The following is a 24,082-nucleotide window of genomic DNA, read 5'->3' on the forward strand; positions in this document are numbered from 1 at the left end:
TATCTCAGGCGGTCGCCAGGAATCACGGAGGCGCGGACATGAGCACGGATGAACACGCGGCAGGCGGCCGCATTCTGGTTTTTGCCGGCGGCCTATGCGGCGCGGCTGGCGTGGCGCTTTCGGCGGCGGCGGCGCATCTCGGCGGCGCTTTCGTCGGTACGGCCGCATCCTTCCTGCTCTTGCATGCGCCGGTCTTCCTTGCCGTCGGGCTGCTCGGTGGCAATAGCATCCTGCGAACCGGAAGCCTCATCCTTCTCGTCGGGCTTCTGCTGTTCTCGGGAGATCTTTTGGCCCGCGACTTCCTTGGCTCGCGGCTGTTCCCGATGTCGGCGCCGATCGGCGGCACGTTGCTCATCGGCGGCTGGCTGATGATGGCCGCCTCGGCGCTGGTGCGGCCGCGCCCTTGACGCGGCAGCCAGGTTCGCCGGTTCTGTCAGTCTTGGCGGCGTTCGGGGCGGACTTGGCCGCCGCGTTTGGCCGTTTTGACCACACGCCGCCGCTCCGGCCGTTCGGTGGCCGGCGATATGCCCCAATAATTGCGATAGATGTCTTCGAACAGATGCTTGATCGGGTGCATGGCTTAATCTCCTTTTTGAATCGATCCAATCAGCGGGCACAAAAAATAGGCCGCCGATCAGCTCCGCTTGCGTCCTACGAGGAAACGCAGGTCGCGAATCCACGGACCGGTCCTGTCGCGCCCCTTGCGGGCCTCCGCGCTCGAGCGGATGCTCCAGTCGTTCCGGTAAATGTCCTCGAACAGATAATCGACGGGGTGCATGGCACTCTCCTCTTGTATCGATCCAGTCTGCGGGCAAAACCGCTCTTGGATCGATTCAAGAATATGCGTCACAGCACAAATGTCAAGCAAAATTTGAATCGATCCAAGGAAGATGTTAGTAATCGGCACTACTGTCGGACAGGAGTCCTGGAGACGAACAAATGACATCACCCACCGAGGGCAGCAGGAGGCCCATCCGGCTGGCGGACATCGCCAAAGCCGCGGGCGTATCGCACGGCACTGCCTCCAATGCCTTCAGCCGTCCCGAAATCGTGCGCGAGGAAGTCCGCGAGCGGGTCAAGGCGGCGGCCGAGGCGCTGGGCTACGCCGGCCCGGATCCCAAGGGCCGGCTGCTGCGCGCCGGCAAGGTCAATGCAATCGGCGTCGCCACAACCGAGCCGCTGTCCTATTTCTTCGACGACCCGTTTGCCCGCGTGATGATGGCCGGCATCTCGGAAGCCTGCGACGCCACCGGCGCGGGGATAGCCCTCGTGTCGGCTGGCAACGAGGAAAAACTTGCCTGGAATATCCAGAGCGCCCTCGTGGACGGCTTCATCCTTTTCTGCATCGAGGGCGGTCCGCGTCTCGTTGAGCTGACGCGCGAACGAAAGCTCCCCTTCGTCGCGCTCGAGCTCGGCTCGCAGGACGAGACGGTCTCGGCGATCAGTATCGACAATGTTGCCGGCGGCCGGCTCGCGGCGCGCCATCTGGCGGAACTTGGACATCGCCGCTTCGCCGTGCTGTCGCTGGCCTTCGCCGACGACAGCACCGGTCTTGTCTCGCCCGAGCAGGTCCGGACCGCAGTCTATACCGGAACCCGTGACCGCCTCCTCGGCTATTTCGAAGAGCTTTCCCGGTTTGGTGTCGACACCGCCAAGGTGCCGGTCTACGAGACGGAAAACGATAAGGCGAGCACAAGGGCCGGTCTCGAAACCATCTTCGCCTCGGCGGAACCGCCGACCGCCATCCTGGCGATGTCGGACCGGATCGCGATGGTGGCATTGGAATGGCTCAACGCACGGGGCATCGCGGTTCCCCGCGATATTTCCGTCGTCGGCTTCGACGGCGTGCCTGAAGCCGCAACTTGCGAGCCTCCGCTCACCACCATCGCCCAGCCGATCGCCGAGATCGGCCGCCGGGCAGCGCGAAGAATCCTCGACTTCGACGGCACCGTGCGGCGAGAAACGCTCGACGTCGAACTTGTCGTCAGGGCATCTTCCGGACCGCCGCCAAGTACAGGCTGACTGGGGCAGATCGGCTCCAAATCTTACCTGTTGGCCGCCATGGGACCGATGCCAAAGGATGGACGGACAGGCGGCGCCTCATTGCGGACCGGCTTGCCCTTGCCGGACCAGCCGATAGCGGACAGCCATTCCAGATAGAAGGCGAGCGCGAACTGCATGGCGATGCCGGCGGCGAGCAGCAGACTGTCATAGGCAAAGCCGCCCGGGTTGACCAGCTTCATCACCTGCGCCGCCATGGCAATCACCGTGCCGGCAATGAAAACCGGCAGCGAGCGTTTGCCCAATATGGCGAGCGGATTGTCGCGGCCGGTGCGGAACAGGTTCGAGACGAAAGGCAAGGCGACAACCAGGTAGCTCATCGCCAGGATGTGCAGCAGTCGCGGCAACGACAGGAACGTCTTGTCGAAACCGGTCAGCACCACCGGCAGGTCGAGCCACGACACATGCCCCCACAGCGGGCTGTGCACCCAGACGAGCGCCGTCAGCACATAGGCGGCGGCCGCGCCGACCAGCCAGCGATTGACCGGGATGGTGCCGCCGCGCCGCACATGCAACACGCTGGCCATGCCGATATTGAACAGCAATTGCCATGACAGCGGATTGAGGAACCAGAAGCCGGGCTCCGGGTAGTTCGGCGGCGCGATCTGGTAGATTCCGGCAATCAGCCAAAGGGCTGCGGACACAGCAAGCGCCGCCAGTGGCCGGTAGCTGATGAACAGCAGGAAGACCGGCGCCATCAACAGCAGCGCCGCATAGACCGGCAGTATGTTGTTGTAACCGAGCTGATGGCCGAGCGTGACGATGCCGACCAGGACTTGTGGCGGGTTCCTGACGAGCGGCTCGATGTTGATCAGCGTCAGAAGGTCCGGCCGTTTCGCAAACACCGCCGCCGCGCAGAAGATGGCCATGACCACCATCGTCGTGACGATGTGGGTGACGTAGAGCACGCCGGCGCGGCGCCACATTTTCAGCGTTGCAATCAGCCGGTTTCCCGGCTGGAACTTAGTGCCGTAGGCGAGAGCGACGGACATGCCGGAGATCAGCACGAAGGCCTCGGCCGCATCGGAAAACCCGAAATTCTTGTAGGTCAGGGTTTCGAACACGGTGCCCGGCACGTGATCGACGAATATGGTCAGGAGGGCGAGAGCCCGGAACACATCAATACGCGTATCGCGTTCCGGCGAAACTGGCATGGTCATCGATAAAAGGCCTTAAAGCTGGTTGTTCATGCCCGGCATGCGATCCCTCGGGCGACCACCCGGCGCACACTGCTTCGATCCCCCCGCGGGGATTATATCGGCAAAGAAACGGACTGAAATGCGCCCGGTTCATCAACTTTCGCGGAGCTTGAAAATATTCCGTTTTGAAGCCGGCAAATTAACGAAAGTAACGCGGAATCAAAAGGATGTGCCTATGGCCGAGCAAAGCCTCGAAGACGGTATTTTGCAGGAGAATTCAGGCTTTTTCTACCGGCTCCATCGATCCGCCAATTTACCCGGTGACTGGCTGTTCCTGTTGCATGGATCGGGTGTCGACGAGACGACCTTGCTGCCGCTTGGTCGGCAAATCGCGCCGCATGCGGCGCTGGTTACGGTCCGTGGCCGCATCCCTCAGGAGGACGGTTTCCGCTGGTTCACGCGAATCAACCCCACGCGATTCGAGCAGGCAAGTGTCCGCGCGGAGGCAGATGCGTTTGCAGGCTTCGTCGCCGGCGTCGCGAAGCGCCACAGCCTCGATCTCCGCCGCGCGACCTTTCTCGGCTATTCGAACGGCGCCAATTTGGTTTCAAGCGTCATGCTGCTGCATCCGGGCGTGATCGAGCGCGCTGCATTGCTGCGTCCGATGCCGGTGCTCGACGAGGTGCCGCCGGCCGACCTGTCGAAGGCGCGGGCTCTGATCGTCGCCGGCGCCGCCGACCTGACCTACGCGCCATTCGCGCCGGTGTTGGCCGCTCTGCTGAGCTCGCATGGCGCCAAGGTCGAAACCCACACCATTGCCTCCGGCCATGAAATTGGCGATCCGGACGCCGACATCGTCAGGCAATGGCTGGCGGATCCTGCGGTCGCCGTTGCAGCGTCGGATCGATGAGCCCCGAAGCTACCCTCGCCCCATGCGGTTCCAGGCGTCCAGCCCGGCGATCTTGTAGGCTTCGGCCAGCGTCGGATAGTTGAAGGTGTTGTTGACGAAGAAGTCGACGGTGCCGCCGAGATTGATGACCGCCTGGCCGATGTGGATGAGTTCGGTCGCGCCCTCGCCGACAATATGGGCGCCGAGCAGACGGCGTGTTTCGATCGAGAACAGAAGCTTCAGGAAACCGGTGTTGACGCCCATTATGTGGCCGCGCGATGTCTCGCGGAACCGCGCCACGCCGACCTCGTAGGCGGCACCACTCTCGCGCACCTGCTCCTCGGATTGCCCGACGGTGGAGATTTCCGGCACGGCGTAGATGCCGTAGGGAAAGGTTTCGGGCGGGGGCGGCAAGGGCACGCCGAAGGCATGGCAGGCGGCCACCCTGCCCTGCTCCATCGAGGTCGATGCCAGGCTCGGAAAGCCGATGACATCGCCGGCGGCATAGATGTTGGGCGCGCTCGTCTGGAAGGTCTGCGGATCGACCTTGATGCGGCCTCGCGAATCAGCCTCGATGCCGACGGCGTCGAGCCCTAAATTGCCGACATTGCCGGTGCGTCCCGCGGCATAAAGCACGATCTCGGAACGTATGGTGCGGCCGTCGGCCAGCGTCACCTCAGCATAGTCGGGTTTCGAGGCGATCTCCTTGACGGCACTGCCCAATCGGATGGTCATGCCGCGGTCGCGCATCTGATGGATGAAGTCGTCGACGATCTCGCGGTCGACGAAATCCAACATCGTGTTGCGCGGCTCGACCAGTGTCACCGGAACGTCGAGTGCCGAAAAGATTGTCGCATATTCGACGCCGATGACGCCGGCGCCGATCACCGTCAGCGTGCGCGGTAGCCGATCGAGCTCCAGCATCTCGTCGCTGTCGAAGATCCGTGTCTTGTCGAACGGCACGTCGCGCGGCCGGTGCGGCCGGGTGCCGACCGCGATCAGCGCATGGGCGAAGCCAACCTCGCTGTAGTCGCCGGTGTCGGTGGTCAGGCTGACCTTGTTGGGGCCCAGGAATTTTACCGCGGCGCGCGCACTCTTGACCGTGTTGCGCATGAACTGGTGCTGCAGCACCTCGACCTCATGGTCGAGCGTCTTGTGCAGGCGCTCGACCAGATCGCCGACCGAAATGTCCTGCTTGACGCGGTAGCCGCGTCCATAAAAGCCGCGCTCGCGCCAGCCGGAGAGGTTGAGCACCGTCTCGCGCAACGTCTTCGACGGTATAGTGCCGGTATGCACCGAAACGCCGCCGAGACGCCGGCCCCTGTCGACCACCAGCACCGACTTGCCGAGCTTGGCCGACTGCACCGCGGCGCGGCGCCCGGATGGGCCGCTGCCGATGACCAGCATGTCGTAGTCCATGTCGCCCCGTCCCCTCGGCTCGGCGCGCTTTGTGCGCCGCAGCAAACTAACGCTATCCGCGCCGTGAATTCAACAAGTCAGACGGCCCCAGGCGCTCTGTCGCCATCTACACGGCGGCGAAAGGCTCGATCTTGATTCCGCCGCGAACCTTCACCATTTCATCAATACGCGGCCCGTGCATTAACCCGGGTTCGATTACGAGGAAATGGCATGAACGCTCGCGTTCTCGACGGCGAAATCATCACCAGCAGGCTCGAAGATGTCCGCTCTTATGAGGGCGTGCGCACGCGGCGCATTCTCGCTTTCGTCATCGACTATTTCATCGTCGCGCTGCTCACCATTCCATTCGCGATCCTGGTGTTCCTGTTCGGGCTGTTGACGCTCGGCCTCGGCTGGATGCTGTTTTCCATTCTCGTGCCGACCGTCGCCATCCTCTACATCTGGAACACGCTCGGCAGTAAAGACCAGGCCACCACCGGCATGAAGATGATGGGCATCCGGCTCGACCGACTCGACGGCAGCCGCATCGACGGGCTGACCGCCGTCGTGCATTCGGTGCTGTTTTGGGCCGGTAATGTCATCCTTTCGCCGCTGGTCCTGCTGGTGAGCCTGTTTTCCGACCGCAAGCGCACGCTGCACGACCTGCTGCTCGGCACCGTTGTCAGCCGCAGTGGCCGCTGAGCAGACTTTTGAAGCGCGGCCGCAGCCTTTGCGCACAAATGTGAAGACGTCCAATCAACCAGGCTTTCACAATCCTGTTGAATTTTTCGGCGTCCGCGCCAAAGGTAGAGCGATTCGCAGGAGTATTTCCAAGGCTCGATGACGCAGCACCCGACCCAGTCGCCGCAGTTCTTTCTGACCGCGCCCTCGCCATGTCCCTATCTCGAGGGCCAGTTCGAGCGCAAGGTGTTCACACACTTGGTCGGCGACAAGGCCCCCGAGATGAACGATCTGTTGACGCAGGGCGGTTTCAGGCGCTCGCAGAACATCGCCTACAGGCCGGCCTGCGAGACCTGCCGCGCCTGTGTGTCCGTGCGCATCCTGGCGCAGGAATTCACCGCCAGCCGCAACATGAAACGGGTCATACAGCATAATTCGGATCTGGTCGGCGCCATGCACGACGCCGAACCCTCCACCGAACAGTATTCGCTGTTCCGCAGCTATCTCGACGTCCGCCACCGCCGTGGCGGCATGTCTGACATGACCGTGCTCGACTACGCCATGATGGTCGAGGATACCCATGTCGACACCAAGGTCATCGAATACCGTCGCCGCGGACCTGACAGCTTCATTACCGGCAAGGGCCAGGGCGAACTGATCGCCGTGGCGCTTACCGACAAGATGGCCGATGGCCTGTCGATGGTCTATTCCTACTTCAACCCGGACTTCGAGGACCGTTCGCTCGGCACCTTCATGATCCTCGATCACATCGCCCGCGCCAGGGCGATGGGTCTGCCCCATGTCTACCTGGGTTACTGGGTCAACGGCTCGCGCAAGATGAATTATAAGATGCGCTTCCAGCCGCAGGAGCATCTCGGCCCGAAAGGCTGGGAACGCTACAATCACGAAGCGGTTTCGCGCTGATCTTCGCTTTCGGTATTCACTCTTAAATTGTTTCGAGGAGGATGCCGCTGGGCTTCCGGCCGATCGGCTGGGAAACCGGGCGGGTCAATTTTGCGCCTCCAAGCCTACGCGAGAATTGCCGCATGTCTTCCCACAACGACCACCAGAGAGGCCTTCTGATCACCGCCATCGGCGGGCTGACGCTGACCGTCGACATTCCGCTGATCCGGCTCGCCGACGGCGAGGCGTGGACGATCCTGCTGTTGCGCACCGGCACGACCTTCGTCGCCACGCTTATCATCTGGGCCGCCTGGCGATCGCTGAGCGCAAAGGCACCGCAGCTTGTACCGGGCTGGTCAGGGCTCATCGTTGCCGGCCTCTACGGGCTCGGCTCGATCGCCTTCATCACCGGTGTCTACAATACCTCGACAGCCAACCTCGTTTTCATCCTGGCGTTCACAACCATGTTCGCGGCCCTTTTGTCATGGCTGTTCCTGAAGGAGAGGCCACGGCCCCTGACGCTTGCAGCGCTGGCACTTATGATCGTCGGCGTGACGATCATTGTCGGCGATTCCGTTGGAACCGGACATCTCTTCGGCGACCTGATGGCGCTATGCTCGGCTTTCATGATCGCCGCGGCCATCACCATCTCGCGCGCCAGCGGCAAGGATATGGGTTTCACGGCGCTGATCGGAGTGGTCCTGCCGCTGGCCGTCGCCACCCTGATGGTTTCCAAGGTGGGTTTTCACGTCAACGCGCCATGGTGGATCGTCTTCAACGGTGCCGTCATCATGCCGATCTCGTTCTTCTGCCTCGCCAACGGCCCGAAATACATCTCCGGGCCGGAGGTGGCGATGTTCTACCTGCTTGAAACCGTGCTGGCGCCGGTCTGGGTGTGGATGATCTTCGCCGAAACACCGACGCGCAACAGCCTGATCGGCGGCGCGATCCTCATCATGACCTTGATCGGCCATTCGCTCTGGCAGTTGCACGACGGGCGCAAGCGCCGCGCCACGTTCGCCGTCAGTCACCCGGCCTGATTCTTTTTCGCGGCGGCGCGTTCGGCAACAATTTCAATCTGCGGCGGTGCATCTTCCTGCTCCGCCGGTTCGGCGGCAGCGAGTTCATCGGTCAGTTCCACCTCGCGCAGCCATTCGCGCCAGATTGCGACCAGCAGGGCCATCAGCACCGGGCCGATGAACAGGCCGAGAAAACCCATTGTCTTGACGCCGCCGATCAGGCCGAAAAAGGTTGGCAGGAAGGGCAGCTTTATCGGCCCGCCGACCAGCTTCGGGCGCAATGTCTTGTCGACGATGAAGAGTTCGACCGCGCCCCAGACGAACAGCGCCAGCCCCGCCATCGGCGAGCCGCTGGCGGCGAGATAGATCGAGACCAGCGTGAACGACAGCGGCGCGCCGCCGGGGATAAGCGCCATGATGCCGGTCAGCGCGCCGAGCGTCACCGGCGACGGTACGCCGGCCAACCAGTAAGCGATGCCCAGCACCAGTCCTTCGCCGATGGCGATAACGGTCATACCGGTAACCGTCGACGAGATCGTCGCCGGCACCACGCGTGAGATCCGTTCCCATCGGGCCGGCAGGATGCGTTCGCCGAGGCGATCGACCTGCCCGGCGAAATGCTCGCCGTCGCGATAGGCAAAGAACAATGCGATCATCATGAACAGCAGCGTCAGCAAAAGTCCGAAGGCGCTGCCGCCGGCGGCAAGCGCGCCGCGATAGATGCTGCCGATATTGGCGCCGCTGATCAGCTGGATCAGTTCGCCGATACCGCCTGGATGGCCAACGTTGACCGTCCACTGTTCATTGAGCCATTCGCCTACTACAGGCAGCGTGGCGATCCAGTGCGGCGTCGGCGCGCCGTAGCGGTTGGTCTCGATAGCCCAGCCGACCCATTCGCGCACCTCGTTGATGGCGTAGGTGCCGGCAAGCGCGATCGGCACCACCAGGAAGGTCAGGATGAACAGGATCGCAAGCGTAGCGGCAATCGTGCGGTTGCCGCCGACGCCTGCGAGCAGCCGCCGATAGAGCGGCCAACTGGCGAAAGCGATAACCAGGGCGGCAAGGACCGGGAACAGGAAGCCGTGGAAAAAATATACGCCGGCGGCGACGATCAGCACCAGGAGCCAGCGCGCCGCCGACAGCGGTGGAATGACAGCGGCCCTGAGCGGCGTCGACAGGCCAAACAGACGCTGTTGCCGCTCCGGCTTCTGGATCCTGATTTCCTTCAAGCGCCCAATTCTCCCTAGCCCATCGCATCGCTTATGCACTGATATAGTGCAGCAATCGTGACGACATTCCAAATGTTCGGGTGGCGCTGCTAATCTCCCCCCTTGAGGGGGAGATGTCGCCGAAGGCGACAGAGGGGGTCGGGACGTCCTGACGCGACCTTACCACGAACAAAGCAGGCTGGCGCTTCATGCGCGGGGATCCCCTCTGGCCTGCCGGCCATCTCCCCCTCGAGGGGGGAGATTACCGCTTCACCCGAACTTGCCAGTCCTCGGGAAACCCTTCGGCACCATGCGGCCGGCCGAGGCGCGGGCGCCGATCCATTCGGCAAGCTCGTCACGCGATTTGGTGAAGGTGCGGTCTGCCGAATCCTGCCAGGACAGGCCGCTTGCCAGCGTGAAGGTCTTGAGGTCGAGGACACCGCCATCCTTGTATTTCTGCAGGCGCACGCCCTTGCCGCGTCCCATCTCGGGGATCTCGGCCAGCGGGAACACCAGCATCTTGCGGTTCTCGCCGACAATGGCGAGATGGTCGCCGGCGACGCTCACACAGCGCTGGGCTTCGTCGGGCGCCTTGACGTTCATCACCTGCTTGCCCTTGCGGGTGTTGGCGACGACTTCTTCTTCCGGCACGATGAAACCGTTGCCGTCATGCGACACCAGCAGCAGCTTGCGCTTGGGATCATGGACGAAAGCGGTGACGATATCCTGGTCGTTGTCCATGTCGACGATGATGCGGATCGGCTCGCCGTGGCCACGCCCACCCGGCAGCCGGTCGGCGCCGATCGTGTAGAACTTGCCGCCGGTGGTGAAGACCAGCACCTTGTCGGTCGTCTGGGCGTGGAAGGCGAGCTTGAGGCTGTCGCCTTCCTTGAAGGTCAGGGCCGAATGGTCGGTCAGATGACCTTTCATGGCCCTCAGCCAGCCCTTTTCCGAAACGACCACGGTGACCGGCTCGCGCTCGATCATGGCGTGGGCGATATCGGTCAGGTCATGCTCGGGTGCGTCGGCGAACTCGGTGCGGCGCTTGCCGATCTCGGTGTCGGGCCCGTATTTCTGGCGAACATTGGCGACTTCCCACTTGATCGTCGCCCACTGCTTGGCGTCGGACGCAAGCAGTGCCTCGATCTGCTTCTTCTCGCCGGTCAGGCCATTGAATTCCTCGCGGATTTCGAATTCCTCGAGCTTGCGCAGCGCTCTCAGCCGCATGTTGAGGATGGCTTCAGCCTGGGTGTCGGTCAGCGACCAGCGCACCATCATCACCTGCTTGGGCTCGTCCTCCTCGCGGATGATCCTGATCACCTCGTCGATGTTGAGGTAGGCGATCAAATAGCCGGCGAGGATCTCCAGCCGCCTCTCGATCTCGCCGAGGCGGTGCTTGGAGCGGCGGATCAGGACGTCGCGGCGGTGCTCCAGCCATTCCTTGAGCACACCTTTCAGCGACAGCACGTTCGGCACCTTGCCGCGCGACAACACGTTCATGTTGAGCGGAAAGCGGCTTTCGAGCTCGGTCAGCTTGAACAGCGATTCCATCATGATGCCGGGATCGACCGAGCGGCTCTTCGGCACCAGCACGACGCGGATGTCCTCGGCGCTCTCGTCGCGGATATCCTCGAGCAACGGAAGCTTGCGCGCCATCAAGAGCTCGGCGATCTTTTCGATCAGCCTGGCCTTCTGGACGCCGTAAGGGATTTCGGTGACGACTATGTTCCAGGTGCCCCTGCCCTGGTCCTCCTGGCTCCACTTCGCCCTGACGCGAAAGCCGCCGCGACCCGTTTCGTAGGCTTCGAGGATCGAGGCTCGGCTGTCGACGATGATGCCGCCGGTCGGGAAATCCGGACCTTGCACGAAATCCATCAGCTTGGTGACGGGCGCATCCGGATGATCGATCAGGTGAAGCGCGGCGTCGCAGAGCTCGGCCGCATTGTGCGGCGGGATCGAGGTCGCCATGCCGACGGCGATGCCGGACGAGCCGTTGGCGAGCAGATTCGGGAAGGCGCCGGGCAGCACGGCCGGCTCCTCGTCTTCCTCGTTGTAGGTCGGGCGGAAATCGACCGCGTCCTCGGTGATGCCTTCCAGCAGCAGCGTCGACACTTCGGTCATGCGCGCTTCGGTGTAGCGCATGGCGGCGGCGTTATCGCCGTCGATATTGCCGAAATTGCCCTGCCCGTCGACCAGCGGGTAGCGCATCGAAAAATCCTGCGCCAACCGCACCAACGCGTCGTAGATCGACTGGTCGCCATGCGGATGGAATTTGCCCATCACCTCGCCGACGATGCGGGCGCATTTGGCAAAACCCTGGTCGGGGTTGAGCCGCAACAGGCGCATGGCATGCATGATGCGACGATGCACCGGCTTCAATCCGTCGCGCACGTCCGGCAGCGCCCGGTGCATGATGGTCGACAGCGCGTAGGCGAGATAGCGCTCTTCCAGCGCCTTCTTCAGATCGACCGGCTCGATATTGTCGCCGCCGCCACTCTCGGGCGGCAAAAGCCTTTTTCCCATGGGCTGGCACTAGCCGAGCGGGTGATTCGCGGCAAGAGGCACACCGGTATGCGTGCTCCTAAAGCGCATCGCGTTCGACCGGCCCATGCGACGCTTTAGGCCCTTGTTTTGATGCATGTCGTTACCGCAAAACCGTTGCGCGACATCCATTATGCAACAGGATTGGAAGCGTCGCGACGCCGGCCAACATCAATCCGTTACATCCTGCTTCTATCGCAAGGCTAATGGATCGGGTTTGCCTTTGGCCGCGATTTTCGACCATTGTGCCGAGGCCCGCCTTTTTCCGGTCCAGTTCGTCACCGAATGGTGACGACGCGACGATTTGAAAAGAATTTCAGGACACTCTCAGGGGAGCTCTCGATGACGATCAGACACTCGACACTTATTAAGAGACTGGCTTTTTCGACCTTTTTGCTGACGCTGCCGCTGAATGCGGCGTTCGCGCAGGATACCGCGGTCGCCGACCGGCTGAAGGCTGCCCTCGCCGCGCAGGGTGTCGACCTCTCCTGGACCGGAGTAACCGGCGACACCTCCAGCATGGTTCTGCAAGGCGTAGCGGTCAAACCGGCGGCCGAAAAGGAGGCGCTCAAGATCGGCGACGTCAAGCTCGAAGGTGTGACCGAAGCCAGTGGCGGCTATCAAATCGCGACCGTATCGACGTCGCCGTTCGAACACAGCGAAGATGGCGTCACGCTCAATCTCAGCCCCTTCGTCATCCATGACATGACGGTTCCGGCCGAAGGCGCAACCGGTCCGCTGGGCTCGCTGATGATGTACAAATCGGCCGAGCTCGACAACATGACAGTCAAAGTGGCTGACAAAACTGCTTTCTCGATGGACGGGCTTGCCATCGCAATCACGCCGCCGGCCGACGGCAAGGCCATGGCGTTTTCCGGCACTACGGAAAAATTCGCTGCCGACCTGACCCTGGTCGAAGATCCGAAGTCCAAGGAAGTCATCAACGCGCTCGGCTACCAGAACATAACAGGCAATCTTGAGATGGAAGGCACCTGGCAGCCTACCGACGGCAGGATGGACTTGTCGAAATACGAAATATCGGTCGACAATGCCGGCACGCTCGGCATGACCTTCGATCTCGGCGGCTACACGCTGGACGTCATCAAATCACTGCAGGACATGCAGAAGAAGATGGCAGCGCAGCCCGAAGGCGCGGACAATTCGGCGCAAGGCATGGCCATGCTCGGGCTGCTGCAGCAGCTTTCGTTCAACAGCGCCTCGATCCGCTTCGACGACGATTCGCTGACCAAAAAGGTGCTCGATTACGCCGGCAAGCAGCAAGGCATGTCCGGCAAGGACATCGCCAACCAGGCCAAGGCGATCGTGCCCTTCGGCATGGCGCAGCTCAACAATCCGGAACTGACCGCGCAGGTTTCGGCCGCGGTCAACAAGTTCCTCGACGATCCGCAAAGCATCGAGGTCTCGGCCGAGCCGCCGGCAGCGGTGCCGTTCGCGCTGATCATGGCGGGCGCCATGTCCAACCCGCTCGACCTGCCGAAAACGCTCGGCGTGACGGTTACGGCAAACGAAGACTGACCGAGACAGGCTTCAAGCAAAAAGCCCGGCAGCGATGCCGGGCTTTTTTATGAATCAACAGCACCGGTTCGGAGCGTTTCCTAAACCTCTTTCTTCGTCGCCACCACGCGCAGTGACAATTCGCGAAGCTGCTGCGGGCTGGCTTCCGACGGCGCGCTCATCAACAGGTCGTAGGCCTGCTGGTTCATCGGGAACATAGTCACTTCGCGCAGGTTCCTGGCGCCGACCAGAAGCATGACGACGCGGTCGATGCCGGCCGCCATGCCGCCATGCGGCGGCGCGCCATACTGGAAGGCGCGATAAAGGCCGCCGAAGCGCTCTTCGACCGTCGCGCGGTCCAGCCCGACGGTTTCGAACGCCTTGACCATGGTTTCGGGCAGATGGTTGCGGATGCCGCCGGAGGCGATCTCGAAACCGTTACAGACCATGTCGTACTGGAACGCCTTGATGCCGAGCAGATCCTCGCCGTTAAGCACATCGATGCCGCCTTGTGGCATCGAGAAAGGATTGTGCGCGAAGTCGATCTTCTTCTCCTCCTCGTTCCATTCGAAGAACGGGAAGTCGACGATCCAGCACAATTCGAAGCGGTCGCGGTCGACAAGATTGAGCTCCTCGCCGGCGCGGGTGCGCGCCGCTCCTGCGAAGGAGACGAACTTCTTCGGATCACCGGCGACGAAGAAGGCGGCATCGCCATCGGCGAGGCCGAGTTGTTGTCGGATCGCCTCCGTGCGCTCCTCGCCGATGTTCTTGGCCAGCGGCCCGGCGCCTTCGAGCTTCTCGCCCTCCTTGCGCCAGAAGATGTAGCCGAGGCCGGGCTGACCCTCGCCTTGCGCCCATGAGTTCATGCGGTCGCAGAAGGCGCGAGACCCGCCGGTCTTGGCCGGAATGGCCCAGACCTCGGCCTTCGGATCGTTGGCAAGGATGTTGGCAAATACCTTGAAGCCAGAGTCGCGAAAATGATCCGAGACGGCCTGCATCTCGATCGGGTTGCGCAGGTCCGGCTTGTCGGTGCCGTATTTGCGCATGGCGACATCATAGGCGATGCGCGGAAACTTCTCCGTCACCGGCTTGCCGGCGGCAAAGGTCTCGAACACCCCCCGCATCACCGGCTCCATGGTGGTGAACACATCCTCCTGCTCGACGAAGCTCATCTCAACGTCGAGCTGGTAGAATTCACCCGGCAGACGGTCGGCGCGCGGGTCCTCGTCGCGGAAGCAGGGCGCAATCTGGAAGTAGCGGTCGAAGCCGGACACCATGATCAGCTGCTTATATATCTGCGGTGCCTGCGGCAGCGCATAGAAAGTGCCGGGGTGGATGCGCGACGGCACCAGAAAGTCGCGCGCCCCTTCCGGCGACGAGGCGGTCAGGATCGGCGTCGAGAATTCGGTGAAGCCGACCTCGCCCATCAGCTTGCGCATCTCGGCGATGATTTTGGTGCGCGCGACGATGTTCTTGTGCAGGGTATCGCGGCGCAGGTCGAGGAAGCGGTATTTGAGGCGGATGTCCTCTGGGTAATCCGGCTCGCCGAAGACCGGCAGGGGCAATTCCCTGGCGGCCGACAGTACCTCGATCTCGCGCGCGAAGACTTCGATCTCGCCGGTTGGCAAATTAGGGTTCACGGTGTCGGCGAGGCGCGCCTTGACCTCGCCGTCGACGCGGACGACCCATTCGCCGCGCAGGGTCTCGGCAATCTTGAAGGCGGGCGAATCCGGATCGGCGACGATCTGGGTCAGGCCGTAATGGTCGCGCAAATCGATGAACAGCAGGCCGCCATGGTCGCGCACGCGATGCACCCAGCCCGACAAGCGAACGGTCGAGCCGACGTCGAGCTTCCTCAATTGGGCACAGGTATGGCTGCGGTAACGATGCATTGTCATTCTTAAAGTCCGGATGTTGGGTTGCGGCCAAGGCATGATGGCCCAGCCTGAAAATTTGCGCGAAAAGCACATGAGAGGGTGCATTTGTCAAGGCAAGCGGCAGCCGGGTCGAGTTCGCGTTCTTCCCGCCCCTTTCCCACCGGCATCAATTTATGCTCGAGGCGTCAATCTGAGTTCGCTGCTCTGTGCCCGCAGTTCAACTATGCACTCACCCCTTCACCCCGCCCGCCGTGAGACCGGAAATGATCTTGCGCTGGAAGATGAGAACGAGGACGACGAGCGGCACGGTGACGATCACCGATGCGGCCATGATGTTGCCCCACGGGATCTCGAACTGCGAGCTGCCGGAGAGCAGCGCGATCGCCACCGGCACGGTTCGCTGCTCGTTGCTGGAGGTAAACGTCAGGGCGAACAGGAACTCGTTCCAAGCACCGATGAAGGCGAGAAGCCCGGTGGTCGCCAGCGCCGGCCACATGAGCGGCAGGAAGACGCGGCTGATGATGATCCAGGGCGTGGCGCCATCGAGGATCGCCGCTTCCTCCAGCTCGATCGGCAGGTCGCGAACGAAGGCGGTGAGCACCCAGACGGTGAACGGCAAGGTGAAGATCATGTAGGACAAGATCAGCGCGAACGGCGAATTGTAGAGGCCGAAGATGCGGATCAGCTCGAAAAGCCCGGCAAGCACCGCCAATTGCGGGAACATCGAAACGGACAGGATAATGAGGAGCAGAGCCGAGCGGCCGCGGAAGCGGATGCGCGCCAGCGCATAGGCGGCGGTGACGCCGAGGAACAGCGAAATGACGACAACGGCGCTCGAGATGAAAAGCGAGTTCACGAGGTTGCGCAGGAAGGTCCCCTCGGTGAACACGGTCCTGTAGTTGCTGAAGGTAATCGTCTTCGGCCAATAGTCGATCTGGAAGAGCGCCGTCCCCGATTTCAGGCTGGTGATGATGGCGTAGTAGAACGGGAACACCGCGACGACGACGATAACGGCGACGAGGAGGTAGAAAGCCGTGCGCTTGACGATCCACATGGTCAGTAGTCCCCCATGATCAATAGTCCCCCATGGTCAGTAGTCCCCATGGTCAATAGTCCTTGTCCAGTCGTATCCGGCCGAGCCAAAGAACGAGCATGGTCAGCAGAGCGAGGATAAGGAAGAGAAGCATCGAGGCGGCGGAACCGGAAGCGAACTTGTCGAACTCAAACAGGCTCTCGCGGGCAAACACCGACATCGACTTGGTGTGTATGTTGTTTGGCGTAAGCACGTAGATCAGATCGAAGATGCGCAGGGCATCGAGACCGCGAAAGATCATGGCCACCATCAACGCCGGTCGGATGAGCGGCAAAGTGATCTTCCAGAAAATTCTCCACGCGCCGACGCCGTCGAGCTTGGCGACCTCGTAGATTTCTTGTGGAAGCATCTGGAGGCCGGCGAGAATGAGAAGCGCCATGAAGGGGGTTGCCTTCCAGATGTCGACAACAAGGACGGCGACCATCGCCGTGTCGGCGCTGGCCGTCCAGGCGATCTTGGTGCTGATCAGGCCGAGCTTGAGCAGGACGTCGTTGATGATGCCGAACTGGTCGTTGAGCATCCACTGCCACATTTTCGCCGAGACGATCGTCGGGATCGCCCAAGGGATGAGGATCGCGGCGCGCACGATACCGCGGCCGCGAAACCTGGCGTTGAGCACCAGCGCGACGATCATGCCGAGCACCGTCTCGCAGGTCACCGAAATCACCGCGAAGCGCACCGTGTTCCAGACGGCGCGCCACCAGACCGGATCGGCGAGCAGCCCGTCATAGACGACGCGGCCGCTCGGCATTTGCACGACGGAGAAATAGTTGGCGAAGCCAACCCAGCGGCGGGCTTCGAGGTCGGCGAGCGAGGCGTCGGTGAAGCCGAAATAGATCGTGCGCATCAACGGCCAACCGGCAACGGCGGCGAGCACGATGAGCATCGGAGCAAGCAGCAGCCATGCCGAGCGCACACGCTGACGCGCCAGCAGCGAGCCTGAGCGCGGCGAGGTCACCAGGCGGTGCCCTTGAGCCTGGTCAAGGAGAACTCCAGATCGGCAAGGTTGTCGGCGGCTGTGCCCTCGCCGGAAATGGTGTTGTGGACGGCGGTCCAGAACTCGCTCGATGCCTCATTGTACCGGCTCTTGGCTTGGGCCGAGGGACGCGGCACCGCGTTGAGGACGACTTCCTTCCAGCGCGGAATCACCGGCTGGGCGCTGGCGATGTCGGCATCGTCATAGAGTGCCTGGATGGTCGGCAGATATGCCCCCTTCAAGGCGCGGTACTTCTGCATCTGAGGCGAGGCGATCCATTTGACCAGCTCGATCGCTGCATCCGGGTTCTTCGAATATTTGGAAACCGCGAGATTCCAGCCGCCAAGCGTTGCTGCCGGGTGCGCGCCCTCACCAGACCCCGGCGGCAGCGTCGTCACCTCGAACTTGCCTTTGATGGGGGAGCTTTCGCTGTTGCCAAGCGCGTAGGCGTAGGGCCAGTTGCGCATGAAGACGGCGTTGCCGGTCTGCCAGACTCCGCGCGACTCTTCTTCCTGGTAGGCCAGAACGCCGGGCGGTGAGATGGTTCCCACCCAGCTCCTCGCCATTTCCAGCGCCGCAGCTGCTTGCGGATTGTTGATGGAGATGGTGCCGTCCGGCTCGATAATCTGGCCGCCGCCGTTCGACTTCACCCATTCGAGTGCATCGCAGGTCAGCCCCTCATAGGCGTTGCCCTGGAAAGCGAAACCCCACATGTCCTTGTTGCCGGCCGCGCGCTCCTTATCCATGACAAGCTTGGCGGTATCGGCAAGTTCAGCCCAGCTGGCCGGGACCCTGGCGCCGTATTTGTCGAGGAGATCCTTGCGGTAGTAGAGCGCCGGAGCGTCGGTGAATATCGGCAAGGCGACGAGCTTGCCGTCCACGGTCTGCGATTTGATGATCGATGGGAAATGGGCGCCAACGACATCCTTGGTCGCTTCGGTCAGGTCGATGAACTGCCTTGCAAGCTGGGGGGCCCAGATGATGTCCGTTTGATAGACGTCGACGTCGCTGCTTCCGGCGGCAAGCCAGAGCCGGTATTGGCCAAACTGGTCCGTCGCCGAGGGGGGCAGCGGAACGACGCTAACCTTGTTGCCGGTCTTCTTCTCGTATTGATCGAGGATCTCGCGAAGGATTCTCTGGCCGTTGCCGGTATCTCCTGACACCATGGCGAGGTCGACAGCCCGCGCCGGCCCGGCCGCCAGAACTGCGGCCACGGCAAATGCCGCAAATGCGGAATGAAATTTCATGATGGCGGACCTCCCTTTGGAGCTTCAGGCCGGGCAGCAGAAACGACGTCGATGCTGACACCGTCTCCGCACACCGGCGGCTCACAAGACGCGTATTCGCCCACCAGCACTGAACTACAAAGATACGCCTTGGTTCCCAACACGGAGGGTCCGGCGCCACGCGGTAGCGCAAGTTCTCCCGCGGTAATGCACCTAAAACGTGTCGCGTTCGATCGGCCTCATGCGACGCGCTTTAGGTCCTTGTTTTTATACATGTCGTTATCGCAAAACCGCTGCACTTTTGCGCGACATGCATTAAGGCCCCCGGCTGGCCCCAACGCCACCGGGAATTGCCGCTGGCATTGGCGAAGCCGATGGTTCAAGAAGGATCAACGACAGGCTTTCCTTCATGTCCTCCATCCGCCCGCTGATTCCCCTCCTGATCGCCGCCGGCATCCTGCTCGGCGGCAACGGCCTGCAGAGCACGTTGATTGCGCTGCGTGGTGCGCAGGAAGGTTTTCCCGCTTCCTCGATCGGCCTGATGGGCACGTTCTATTTCGCCGGCTTCCTGCTCGGCTGCCTTGCCGTGACCCGCATCATGAAGTCCGTCGGCCATGTGCGCGCCTTTTCGGCACTCGCGGCGATCGCCTCGGCGGGAACGCTGCTTCTGGTGCTGGTCATCGATCCGGTGATGTGGTGCGCCGTGCGCTTTGCCGGCGGGTTCTGCTTTGCCGGCCTGTTCACCATCATGGAAGCCTGGCTGAATTCCGGCGTCACCAACACCGACCGGGCGCGGGTGCTTGCCATCTACCGGATGGTCGACATCGGCTCGGTGACGGGCGCCCAGTTCCTGATCCCGATCTTCGGCGCCGGCGGCTTTGCCATCTTCGCCATCATGTCGATGATGATCACCGTTTCGCTGGTGCCGGTTTCGCTCGGCGACCGCTCCAATCCGACGCCGCCGGAAGACGTCAAGCTCGATTTGGCGCGCGTCTGGCGGATCTCGCCGCTCGGCTGCTTCGGCTGTATCGCCGTCGGCGTCACAAACAGCGCCTTCCGCACCCTGTCGCCGGTCTATGCCGAGCAGATCGGCATGTCGGTCGCCGACGTCGTCACCTTCGTCAGCGTCGGCATTTTCGGCGGCGCCATCATCCAATACCCGCTTGGCTATCTCTCCGACCGCTGGGACCGGCGCTCGGTGCTGCTGATGACGACGTGCTGTGCGATGGTGGCGGCACTGGCGCTGGCATTCGTGGCAGGCGGCAGCCCGTTTCTCAACTTCCTGCTCGTCTTCATCTTCGGCTGCTTCGCCATGCCGCTCTATTCGTTGTCAGCGGCGCATTCCAACGACCGCGCCGACAAGGGCGAGTTCGTGCTGATCAACGCTGCCTTGATGCTGTTTTATTCCTTCGGCGCCATCGGCGGGCCGTTCGCAGCCTCGACGGTGATGCAATTTTTCGGGCCGAGCGCGCTGTTCGTGTTCAGCGCCACCGTCTATGCGATCTTCGTGGCCGTCATCCTTTACCGGATGCAGGCGCGCTCCGCCGTGCCGGCCACCCATCGCAGCCGTTTTACGGCGCTTTTGCGCACTTCGACGGTTTTTGCCCGGCTGGCGAAGCGGAATGCCGATCCCGATGAACCCGCAAAGCCTGGATAGAGGTGCTTGCGCTTGACGAAAGCGCGCGCGGCTGAAATTGAAAGAGACCCTATCCCTTGCCAAAAGCGATTTGATGCACGTCATCACCACCCAGAAAGAACTCGAGACCGCTATTGCCGCCTTCGAAAAGGCGGAATTCGTCACCGTCGATACCGAATTCATTCGCGAAACGACCTTCTGGCCGATCCTGTGCCTGATCCAGATGGCAGCGCCCGGGGTGACCGCGCTGATCGATCCGCTGTCGCCCGACATCGACCTGAAACCGTTCTTCAGGCTGATGGCCAACGAGGCGATCGTCAAAGTCTTCCATGCGGCGCGGCAGGACATCGAAATCATCGTGCATCTCGGCGATCTGGTGCCGCATCCGGTGTTCGACACCCAGGTCGCGGCAATGGTCTGCGGCTTCGGCGACAGCGTCTCCTACGACCAGCTGGTGCAGCGCATCACCGGAGCGCGGCTCGACAAGTCCTCGCGCTTCACCGACTGGCGCCACCGTCCGCTGTCCGAAAAGCAGCTCGACTACGCGCTCGCCGACGTCACCCACCTGATCGAGGTCTACAAGCATCTCAGCGCCGAGCTGGTGCGGGAAAACCGCGCCCACTGGCTGAACGAGGAGATGGACGTGCTGACCTCGCGCGAGACCTACGATCCGCATCCCGAGGATGCCTGGAAGAGGCTCAAGATGCGGCTGCGCAAGCCGCAGGAACTGGCGATCGTGCAGGCGGTGGCCGCCTGGCGCGAACGCGAAGCGCGCGAGCGCGACGTGCCGCGCGGCCGGGTGCTCAAGGACGATGCGATCTACGAAGTGGCGCAGCAGGCGCCGCGCGACGCTGCGGCGCTGAGCAAGCTGCGTACCACGCCGAAGGGCTGGGAGCGCTCGTCGACGGCGACGGCACTGCTTGGCGCGGTAAACGCTGCCCTTGCCCTGCCCAGGGAAGAGATGCCGAAGCTGCCGAAGAGCTTCCAGCCGCCGGAGGGGTCAAGCGCCGCGGCGGAGTTGCTGAAGGTGCTGCTGCGGATCGTTGCCGAAAAGGAAGGCGTCGCATCCAAGGTACTCGCCTCCAGTGACGACATCGACCGCATCGCTGCCGAGGGCGAGGAAGCCGACGTGCCGGCATTGCAAGGCTGGCGGCGTGCCGTCTTCGGCGAGGCCGCGCTCAAGCTGGTGCGCGGTGAACTCGCCATCAGGTTCGACAAGCGCAAGATCGCTGTGTTCGATTTGTAGCCTTGAGCTTGCTCAGACCAAGCCGAGCAGATGCAGCGCTAGCCATATCCATCCAAGTGCAAGAACCACCGCGCCCAGGTAGAATGCCCTGCTGCGCAGGATCAGCTGATTGCTGGTCAAGTGGACCGATGCGTGAAGATAGCGGGAGACGACAAAGATCCACATCAGTGCCAAGGTCAGATAATTGACGCCATTGGTCACGTGCAGCGTCAAGCATAAGACGTAGAAAAGCACCGGCAGTTCGAACTGGTTGCTCAGATTGTCGGCGACGGTGACACTGGAACCAGGCTCCGTCGAGCGCGTCTTGAACTGGCCGGCCTTGGCTTCGCCCGATCTGACCGCACCATGGCGGCGCCGGCCCATAACGACGTAGACGATATAGACCAGCAGCACCTGCGCCAGCATCGGCCAGAAGATCGCGGTCTGGTTCAAGATGCCCCCTGTCTTTGTCACCCAGCCTTCAAGACCGTTTCTGAGCCATCAGAGTGAAAGCCGCAGTGACGGTCACTGGTATCGCCAGTAGGGCGAATTTGGTGACGATCAGCGCCGAGGCGAAGGATAGCGAATCCGGATTGGCCGACAGAAAATCGGACAAAAGACGAGCCACGGCGATATTCTGGGCATAGTCGGTAAGCAGGTAGGGCAGCACCAGCACAACCGCGAATATCGACTGGGTTTGCGCAGGCAGTGCACGGAAATTCTTCAGCCGCCGGCCCGTGGCCAGGATCAGGCTGACCATCGTCAGCGACAGCAGCGCCGGAAAAAGCAGGTCGAAGGTCAGGTAATGCCAGACGAGAATAATTTCGCTGCCGCGCCGGCCGAGTGCCGTCAGCCAGGCCATGCCCTCATCCGGGGTGAAACCGGCATAGCGCATGTCGAGCGACGGCAGACCGCCGCTCAATTGGCGAAAATAGAGGAACTCCATTGCCGTCATGATGATGAAAACCGCCACGGTGGCGACACAGAGTGCGGCCGCGTGGCGCGACAGCCGCAGGATCATTGCCGCCAGATTGCGCCAAGACGCATGACGGTCAGGCTCCGCCAGGATAATTCGGGCTTTCGCGGGTAATCGTGACGTCATGGGCGTGGCTTTCACGAAGTCCGGCATTGGATATCCGCACAAAAGTGGCGCGCTCGCGGAAATCGGCAAGGTCGCGGCCACCGACATAACCCATAGCGGCTTTCAGGCCGCCTGCAAGCTGGTGCAGCACGCCAGACACAGGTCCTTTGTACGGCACCTGCCCTTCGATGCCTTCCGGGACCAGTTTCAGCGTGTCGCGCACCTCGGCCTGGAAATACCGATCGGCGGAGCCGCGCGCCATCGCGCCGACCGAGCCCATGCCGCGATAGGCTTTGAAGGAGCGGCCCTGGTGCAGATAGACCTCGCCCGGGCTTTCGTCCGTGCCGGCCAGCAGCGAGCCGATCATCGCAGCACTTGCGCCGGCGGCCAGTGCCTTGGCGAGATCGCCCGAATATTTGATGCCGCCATCGGCAATGACCGAGACGCCGGATTTCTGCGCCGTCTCGACCGCCGACATGATCGCCGAGAGCTGCGGCACGCCGACGCCGGCGACGATGCGGGTGGTGCAGATGGAGCCTGGTCCGATGCCGACCTTGACCGCGTCGGCGCCGGCATCGATCAGCGCCAAGGTGCCTTCCGCGGTGGCGACGTTGCCGGCCAGGATACGAACCGAGTTGGACAGCTTCTTGGCCCGCGTCACCGCATCCAGAACGCGCTGCGAATGACCGTGCGCGGTGTCGATCACGAGAAGGTCGACGCCGGCGTCGATGAGGCGCTCGGCGCGTTCGAAACCGTCATCGCCGACGCTGGTGGCGGCGGCGGCGCGCAAGCGCCCCTGCGCATCCTTGGTGGCGTGCGGGTTGAGCTGCGACTTCTCGATGTCCTTGACCGTGATCAGCCCGACGCAATTGCCGTCCCGATCGACCACAACAAGCTTCTCGATGCGGTGCTGATGGAGCAGCCGCTTGGCCTCGTCCTGATCGACGTTCTCCTTGACCGTGATCAGGTTCTCGCGGGTCATCAGCTCATAGACCTTTTGCGCCGGATCGGAGGCGAAGCGGACGTCGCGGTTGGTCAGGATGCCGACGAGCCGGCCGACCGTGTGGCCGCCGGTGCCGCCGTTCTCGACCACCGGAATGCCCGAAATGCTGTAGGTGCGCATCAGACCCAGCGCATCGGCAAGCGTCGCCTCGGGACCGATGGTGACAGGGTTGACCACCATGCCGGATTCGAATTTCTTCACCTGCCGCACCTGCTCGGCCTGTTCGGCCGGCGCGAAATTGCGGTGGATGACGCCGATGCCGCCGGCCTGGGCCATGGCGATGGCGAGCCGCGCCTCGGTAACCGTGTCCATGGCGGCCGACAGGATCGGCACGTTGAGGTCGATGTCGCCGGCGATGCGGGTGCGGATGTCGGTCTCGCCGGGCATGACCTCGGAATGACCCGGCTGCAGCAGCACGTCGTCAAAGGTCAGCGCCAATGCGCCGGTGGACGTCTCGATGATTTTTGCCATGGCCAGCCCTCGGAATGCAGGAAAGGCGCTCGCCCTGGATGGACAGCGCCGACTCGTCTTCTTCCCTTTCAGGATTGGCGCTGGCTCGTAACACGTCCCGTGGCCGTTGAAAAGCCGATGGTTGTGTAGTGGCGAAGCTG

The 24,082-nt window shown here is 62.5% G+C and carries 22 protein-coding genes; 9 read left to right on the forward strand and 13 right to left on the reverse strand.

Translation table 11 applies throughout. The features are described 5' to 3' along the window. Positions 1-38: 38 nt before the first annotated feature. Positions 39-407, forward strand: a complete 369-nt coding sequence (locus NKJ15_RS22650) for a DUF423 domain-containing protein (protein WP_352472028.1) — start codon at positions 39-41, stop codon at positions 405-407. 26 nt (positions 408-433) lie between these two features. Here NKJ15_RS22650 and NKJ15_RS22655 read toward each other — a convergent pair whose 3' ends face one another. Beyond that, complete coding sequence (locus tag NKJ15_RS22655) at positions 434-577, reverse strand: hypothetical protein (protein ID WP_352817683.1); 144 nt, start codon at positions 575-577, stop codon at positions 434-436. A 57-nt stretch (positions 578-634) separates the two neighbouring features. Then, the gene (locus NKJ15_RS22660; protein ID WP_352817686.1) at positions 635-778 is read right to left on the reverse strand and encodes a hypothetical protein; all 144 of its coding nucleotides are present in this window, start codon (positions 776-778) and stop codon (positions 635-637) included. 161 nt (positions 779-939) lie between these two features. Here NKJ15_RS22660 and NKJ15_RS22665 point away from each other — a divergent pair, with 161 nt between their 5' ends. Further along, entirely contained in the window at positions 940-2,022 is a 1,083-nt protein-coding gene (locus NKJ15_RS22665; RefSeq protein WP_352682066.1) for a LacI family DNA-binding transcriptional regulator, read from the forward strand. 23 nt (positions 2,023-2,045) lie between these two features. On the opposite strand, the gene NKJ15_RS22670 is transcribed toward NKJ15_RS22665, so the two are convergent. Continuing rightward, on the reverse strand, positions 2,046-3,221 hold the full coding sequence (locus NKJ15_RS22670) for an OpgC family protein (RefSeq protein ID WP_023674470.1): 1,176 nt from the start codon (positions 3,219-3,221) through the stop codon (positions 2,046-2,048). Positions 3,222-3,249: 28 nt separating this feature from the next. Between NKJ15_RS22670 and NKJ15_RS22675 the strand changes: the two genes are divergently transcribed. Next, positions 3,250-4,110, forward strand: a complete 861-nt coding sequence (locus NKJ15_RS22675) for an alpha/beta hydrolase (RefSeq protein WP_352817689.1) — start codon at positions 3,250-3,252, stop codon at positions 4,108-4,110. Between the two features lie 9 nt (positions 4,111-4,119). On the opposite strand, the gene sthA is transcribed toward NKJ15_RS22675, so the two are convergent. Continuing rightward, positions 4,120-5,508 carry a Si-specific NAD(P)(+) transhydrogenase gene (gene sthA, locus NKJ15_RS22680; RefSeq protein WP_352472033.1) on the reverse strand — a complete coding sequence of 463 codons (1,389 nt, stop codon included), beginning with the start codon at positions 5,506-5,508 and terminating at the stop codon, positions 4,120-4,122. 210 nt (positions 5,509-5,718) lie between these two features. On the opposite strand from sthA, the gene NKJ15_RS22685 reads away from it, so the two are divergent. The 3 genes from NKJ15_RS22685 to NKJ15_RS22695 all read left to right on the forward strand — a co-directional run bounded on the left by NKJ15_RS22685 (position 5,719) and on the right by NKJ15_RS22695 (position 8,111). Then, the gene (locus NKJ15_RS22685; protein ID WP_352472034.1) at positions 5,719-6,189 is read left to right on the forward strand and encodes an RDD family protein; all 471 of its coding nucleotides are present in this window, start codon (positions 5,719-5,721) and stop codon (positions 6,187-6,189) included. Between the two features lie 138 nt (positions 6,190-6,327). Beyond that, positions 6,328-7,092 (forward strand): arginyltransferase, encoded by a 765-nt coding sequence (locus NKJ15_RS22690; protein ID WP_352472035.1) that lies wholly within the window; start codon positions 6,328-6,330, stop codon positions 7,090-7,092. Between the two features lie 122 nt (positions 7,093-7,214). Next, positions 7,215-8,111 (forward strand): DMT family transporter, encoded by an 897-nt coding sequence (locus NKJ15_RS22695; RefSeq protein WP_352472036.1) that lies wholly within the window; start codon positions 7,215-7,217, stop codon positions 8,109-8,111. Here the strand turns inward: NKJ15_RS22695 and NKJ15_RS22700 are convergent. Further along, the gene (locus tag NKJ15_RS22700) at positions 8,099-9,319 is read right to left on the reverse strand and encodes an AI-2E family transporter (protein ID WP_352542394.1); all 1,221 of its coding nucleotides are present in this window, start codon (positions 9,317-9,319) and stop codon (positions 8,099-8,101) included. The genes NKJ15_RS22695 and NKJ15_RS22700 overlap by 13 nt on opposite strands. 249 nt (positions 9,320-9,568) lie before the next feature. After that, entirely contained in the window at positions 9,569-11,821 is a 2,253-nt protein-coding gene (parC, locus tag NKJ15_RS22705) for a DNA topoisomerase IV subunit A (RefSeq protein ID WP_352682070.1), read from the reverse strand. 360 nt (positions 11,822-12,181) lie between these two features. Between parC and NKJ15_RS22710 the strand changes: the two genes are divergently transcribed. Further along, on the forward strand, positions 12,182-13,375 hold the full coding sequence (locus NKJ15_RS22710; RefSeq protein WP_352817693.1) for an aq_1923 C-terminal domain: 1,194 nt from the start codon (positions 12,182-12,184) through the stop codon (positions 13,373-13,375). Between the two features lie 80 nt (positions 13,376-13,455). On the opposite strand, the gene aspS is transcribed toward NKJ15_RS22710, so the two are convergent. The 4 genes from aspS to NKJ15_RS22730 all read right to left on the reverse strand — a co-directional run bounded on the left by aspS (position 13,456) and on the right by NKJ15_RS22730 (position 18,547). Next, a complete protein-coding gene (gene aspS, locus NKJ15_RS22715; protein WP_352682160.1) occupies positions 13,456-15,246 on the reverse strand; it encodes an aspartate--tRNA ligase in 1,791 nt (596 codons plus the stop codon). Positions 15,247-15,460: 214 nt separating this feature from the next. Further along, the gene (locus NKJ15_RS22720; protein ID WP_352682074.1) at positions 15,461-16,285 is read right to left on the reverse strand and encodes a carbohydrate ABC transporter permease; all 825 of its coding nucleotides are present in this window, start codon (positions 16,283-16,285) and stop codon (positions 15,461-15,463) included. A 52-nt stretch (positions 16,286-16,337) separates the two neighbouring features. Beyond that, positions 16,338-17,210 (reverse strand): carbohydrate ABC transporter permease, encoded by an 873-nt coding sequence (locus NKJ15_RS22725; RefSeq protein ID WP_352817714.1) that lies wholly within the window; start codon positions 17,208-17,210, stop codon positions 16,338-16,340. Positions 17,211-17,278: 68 nt separating this feature from the next. Further along, on the reverse strand, positions 17,279-18,547 hold the full coding sequence (locus tag NKJ15_RS22730; protein WP_352817696.1) for an ABC transporter substrate-binding protein: 1,269 nt from the start codon (positions 18,545-18,547) through the stop codon (positions 17,279-17,281). A 388-nt stretch (positions 18,548-18,935) separates the two neighbouring features. Between NKJ15_RS22730 and NKJ15_RS22735 the strand changes: the two genes are divergently transcribed. Both NKJ15_RS22735 and rnd read left to right on the forward strand, forming a co-directional pair. Next, positions 18,936-20,183 carry an MFS transporter gene (locus tag NKJ15_RS22735; protein WP_023674455.1) on the forward strand — a complete coding sequence of 416 codons (1,248 nt, stop codon included), beginning with the start codon at positions 18,936-18,938 and terminating at the stop codon, positions 20,181-20,183. Positions 20,184-20,256: 73 nt separating this feature from the next. Further along, positions 20,257-21,408, forward strand: coding sequence for a ribonuclease D (rnd, locus tag NKJ15_RS22740; protein WP_023674454.1), 1,152 nt, complete (start codon positions 20,257-20,259; stop codon positions 21,406-21,408). 12 nt (positions 21,409-21,420) lie between these two features. Here the strand turns inward: rnd and NKJ15_RS22745 are convergent, their stop codons facing one another. From NKJ15_RS22745 to guaB, 3 genes are read right to left on the reverse strand one after another with little or no spacing between them, the layout of a single operon-like run. Then, a complete protein-coding gene (locus NKJ15_RS22745; protein WP_352472046.1) occupies positions 21,421-21,840 on the reverse strand; it encodes an MAPEG family protein in 420 nt (139 codons plus the stop codon). A 28-nt stretch (positions 21,841-21,868) separates the two neighbouring features. Next, entirely contained in the window at positions 21,869-22,408 is a 540-nt protein-coding gene (locus NKJ15_RS22750; protein ID WP_352542392.1) for a hypothetical protein, read from the reverse strand. A 31-nt stretch (positions 22,409-22,439) separates the two neighbouring features. Further along, positions 22,440-23,942: an IMP dehydrogenase gene (gene guaB, locus NKJ15_RS22755; protein ID WP_352817699.1), complete on the reverse strand. Its 1,503-nt coding sequence runs from the start codon at positions 23,940-23,942 to the stop codon at positions 22,440-22,442. Between the last annotated feature and the right edge of the window lie 140 nt (positions 23,943-24,082).

The organism is Mesorhizobium sp. M0207, from assembly GCF_040321995.1.
Classification (GTDB): Bacteria; Pseudomonadota; Alphaproteobacteria; order Rhizobiales; family Rhizobiaceae; genus Mesorhizobium.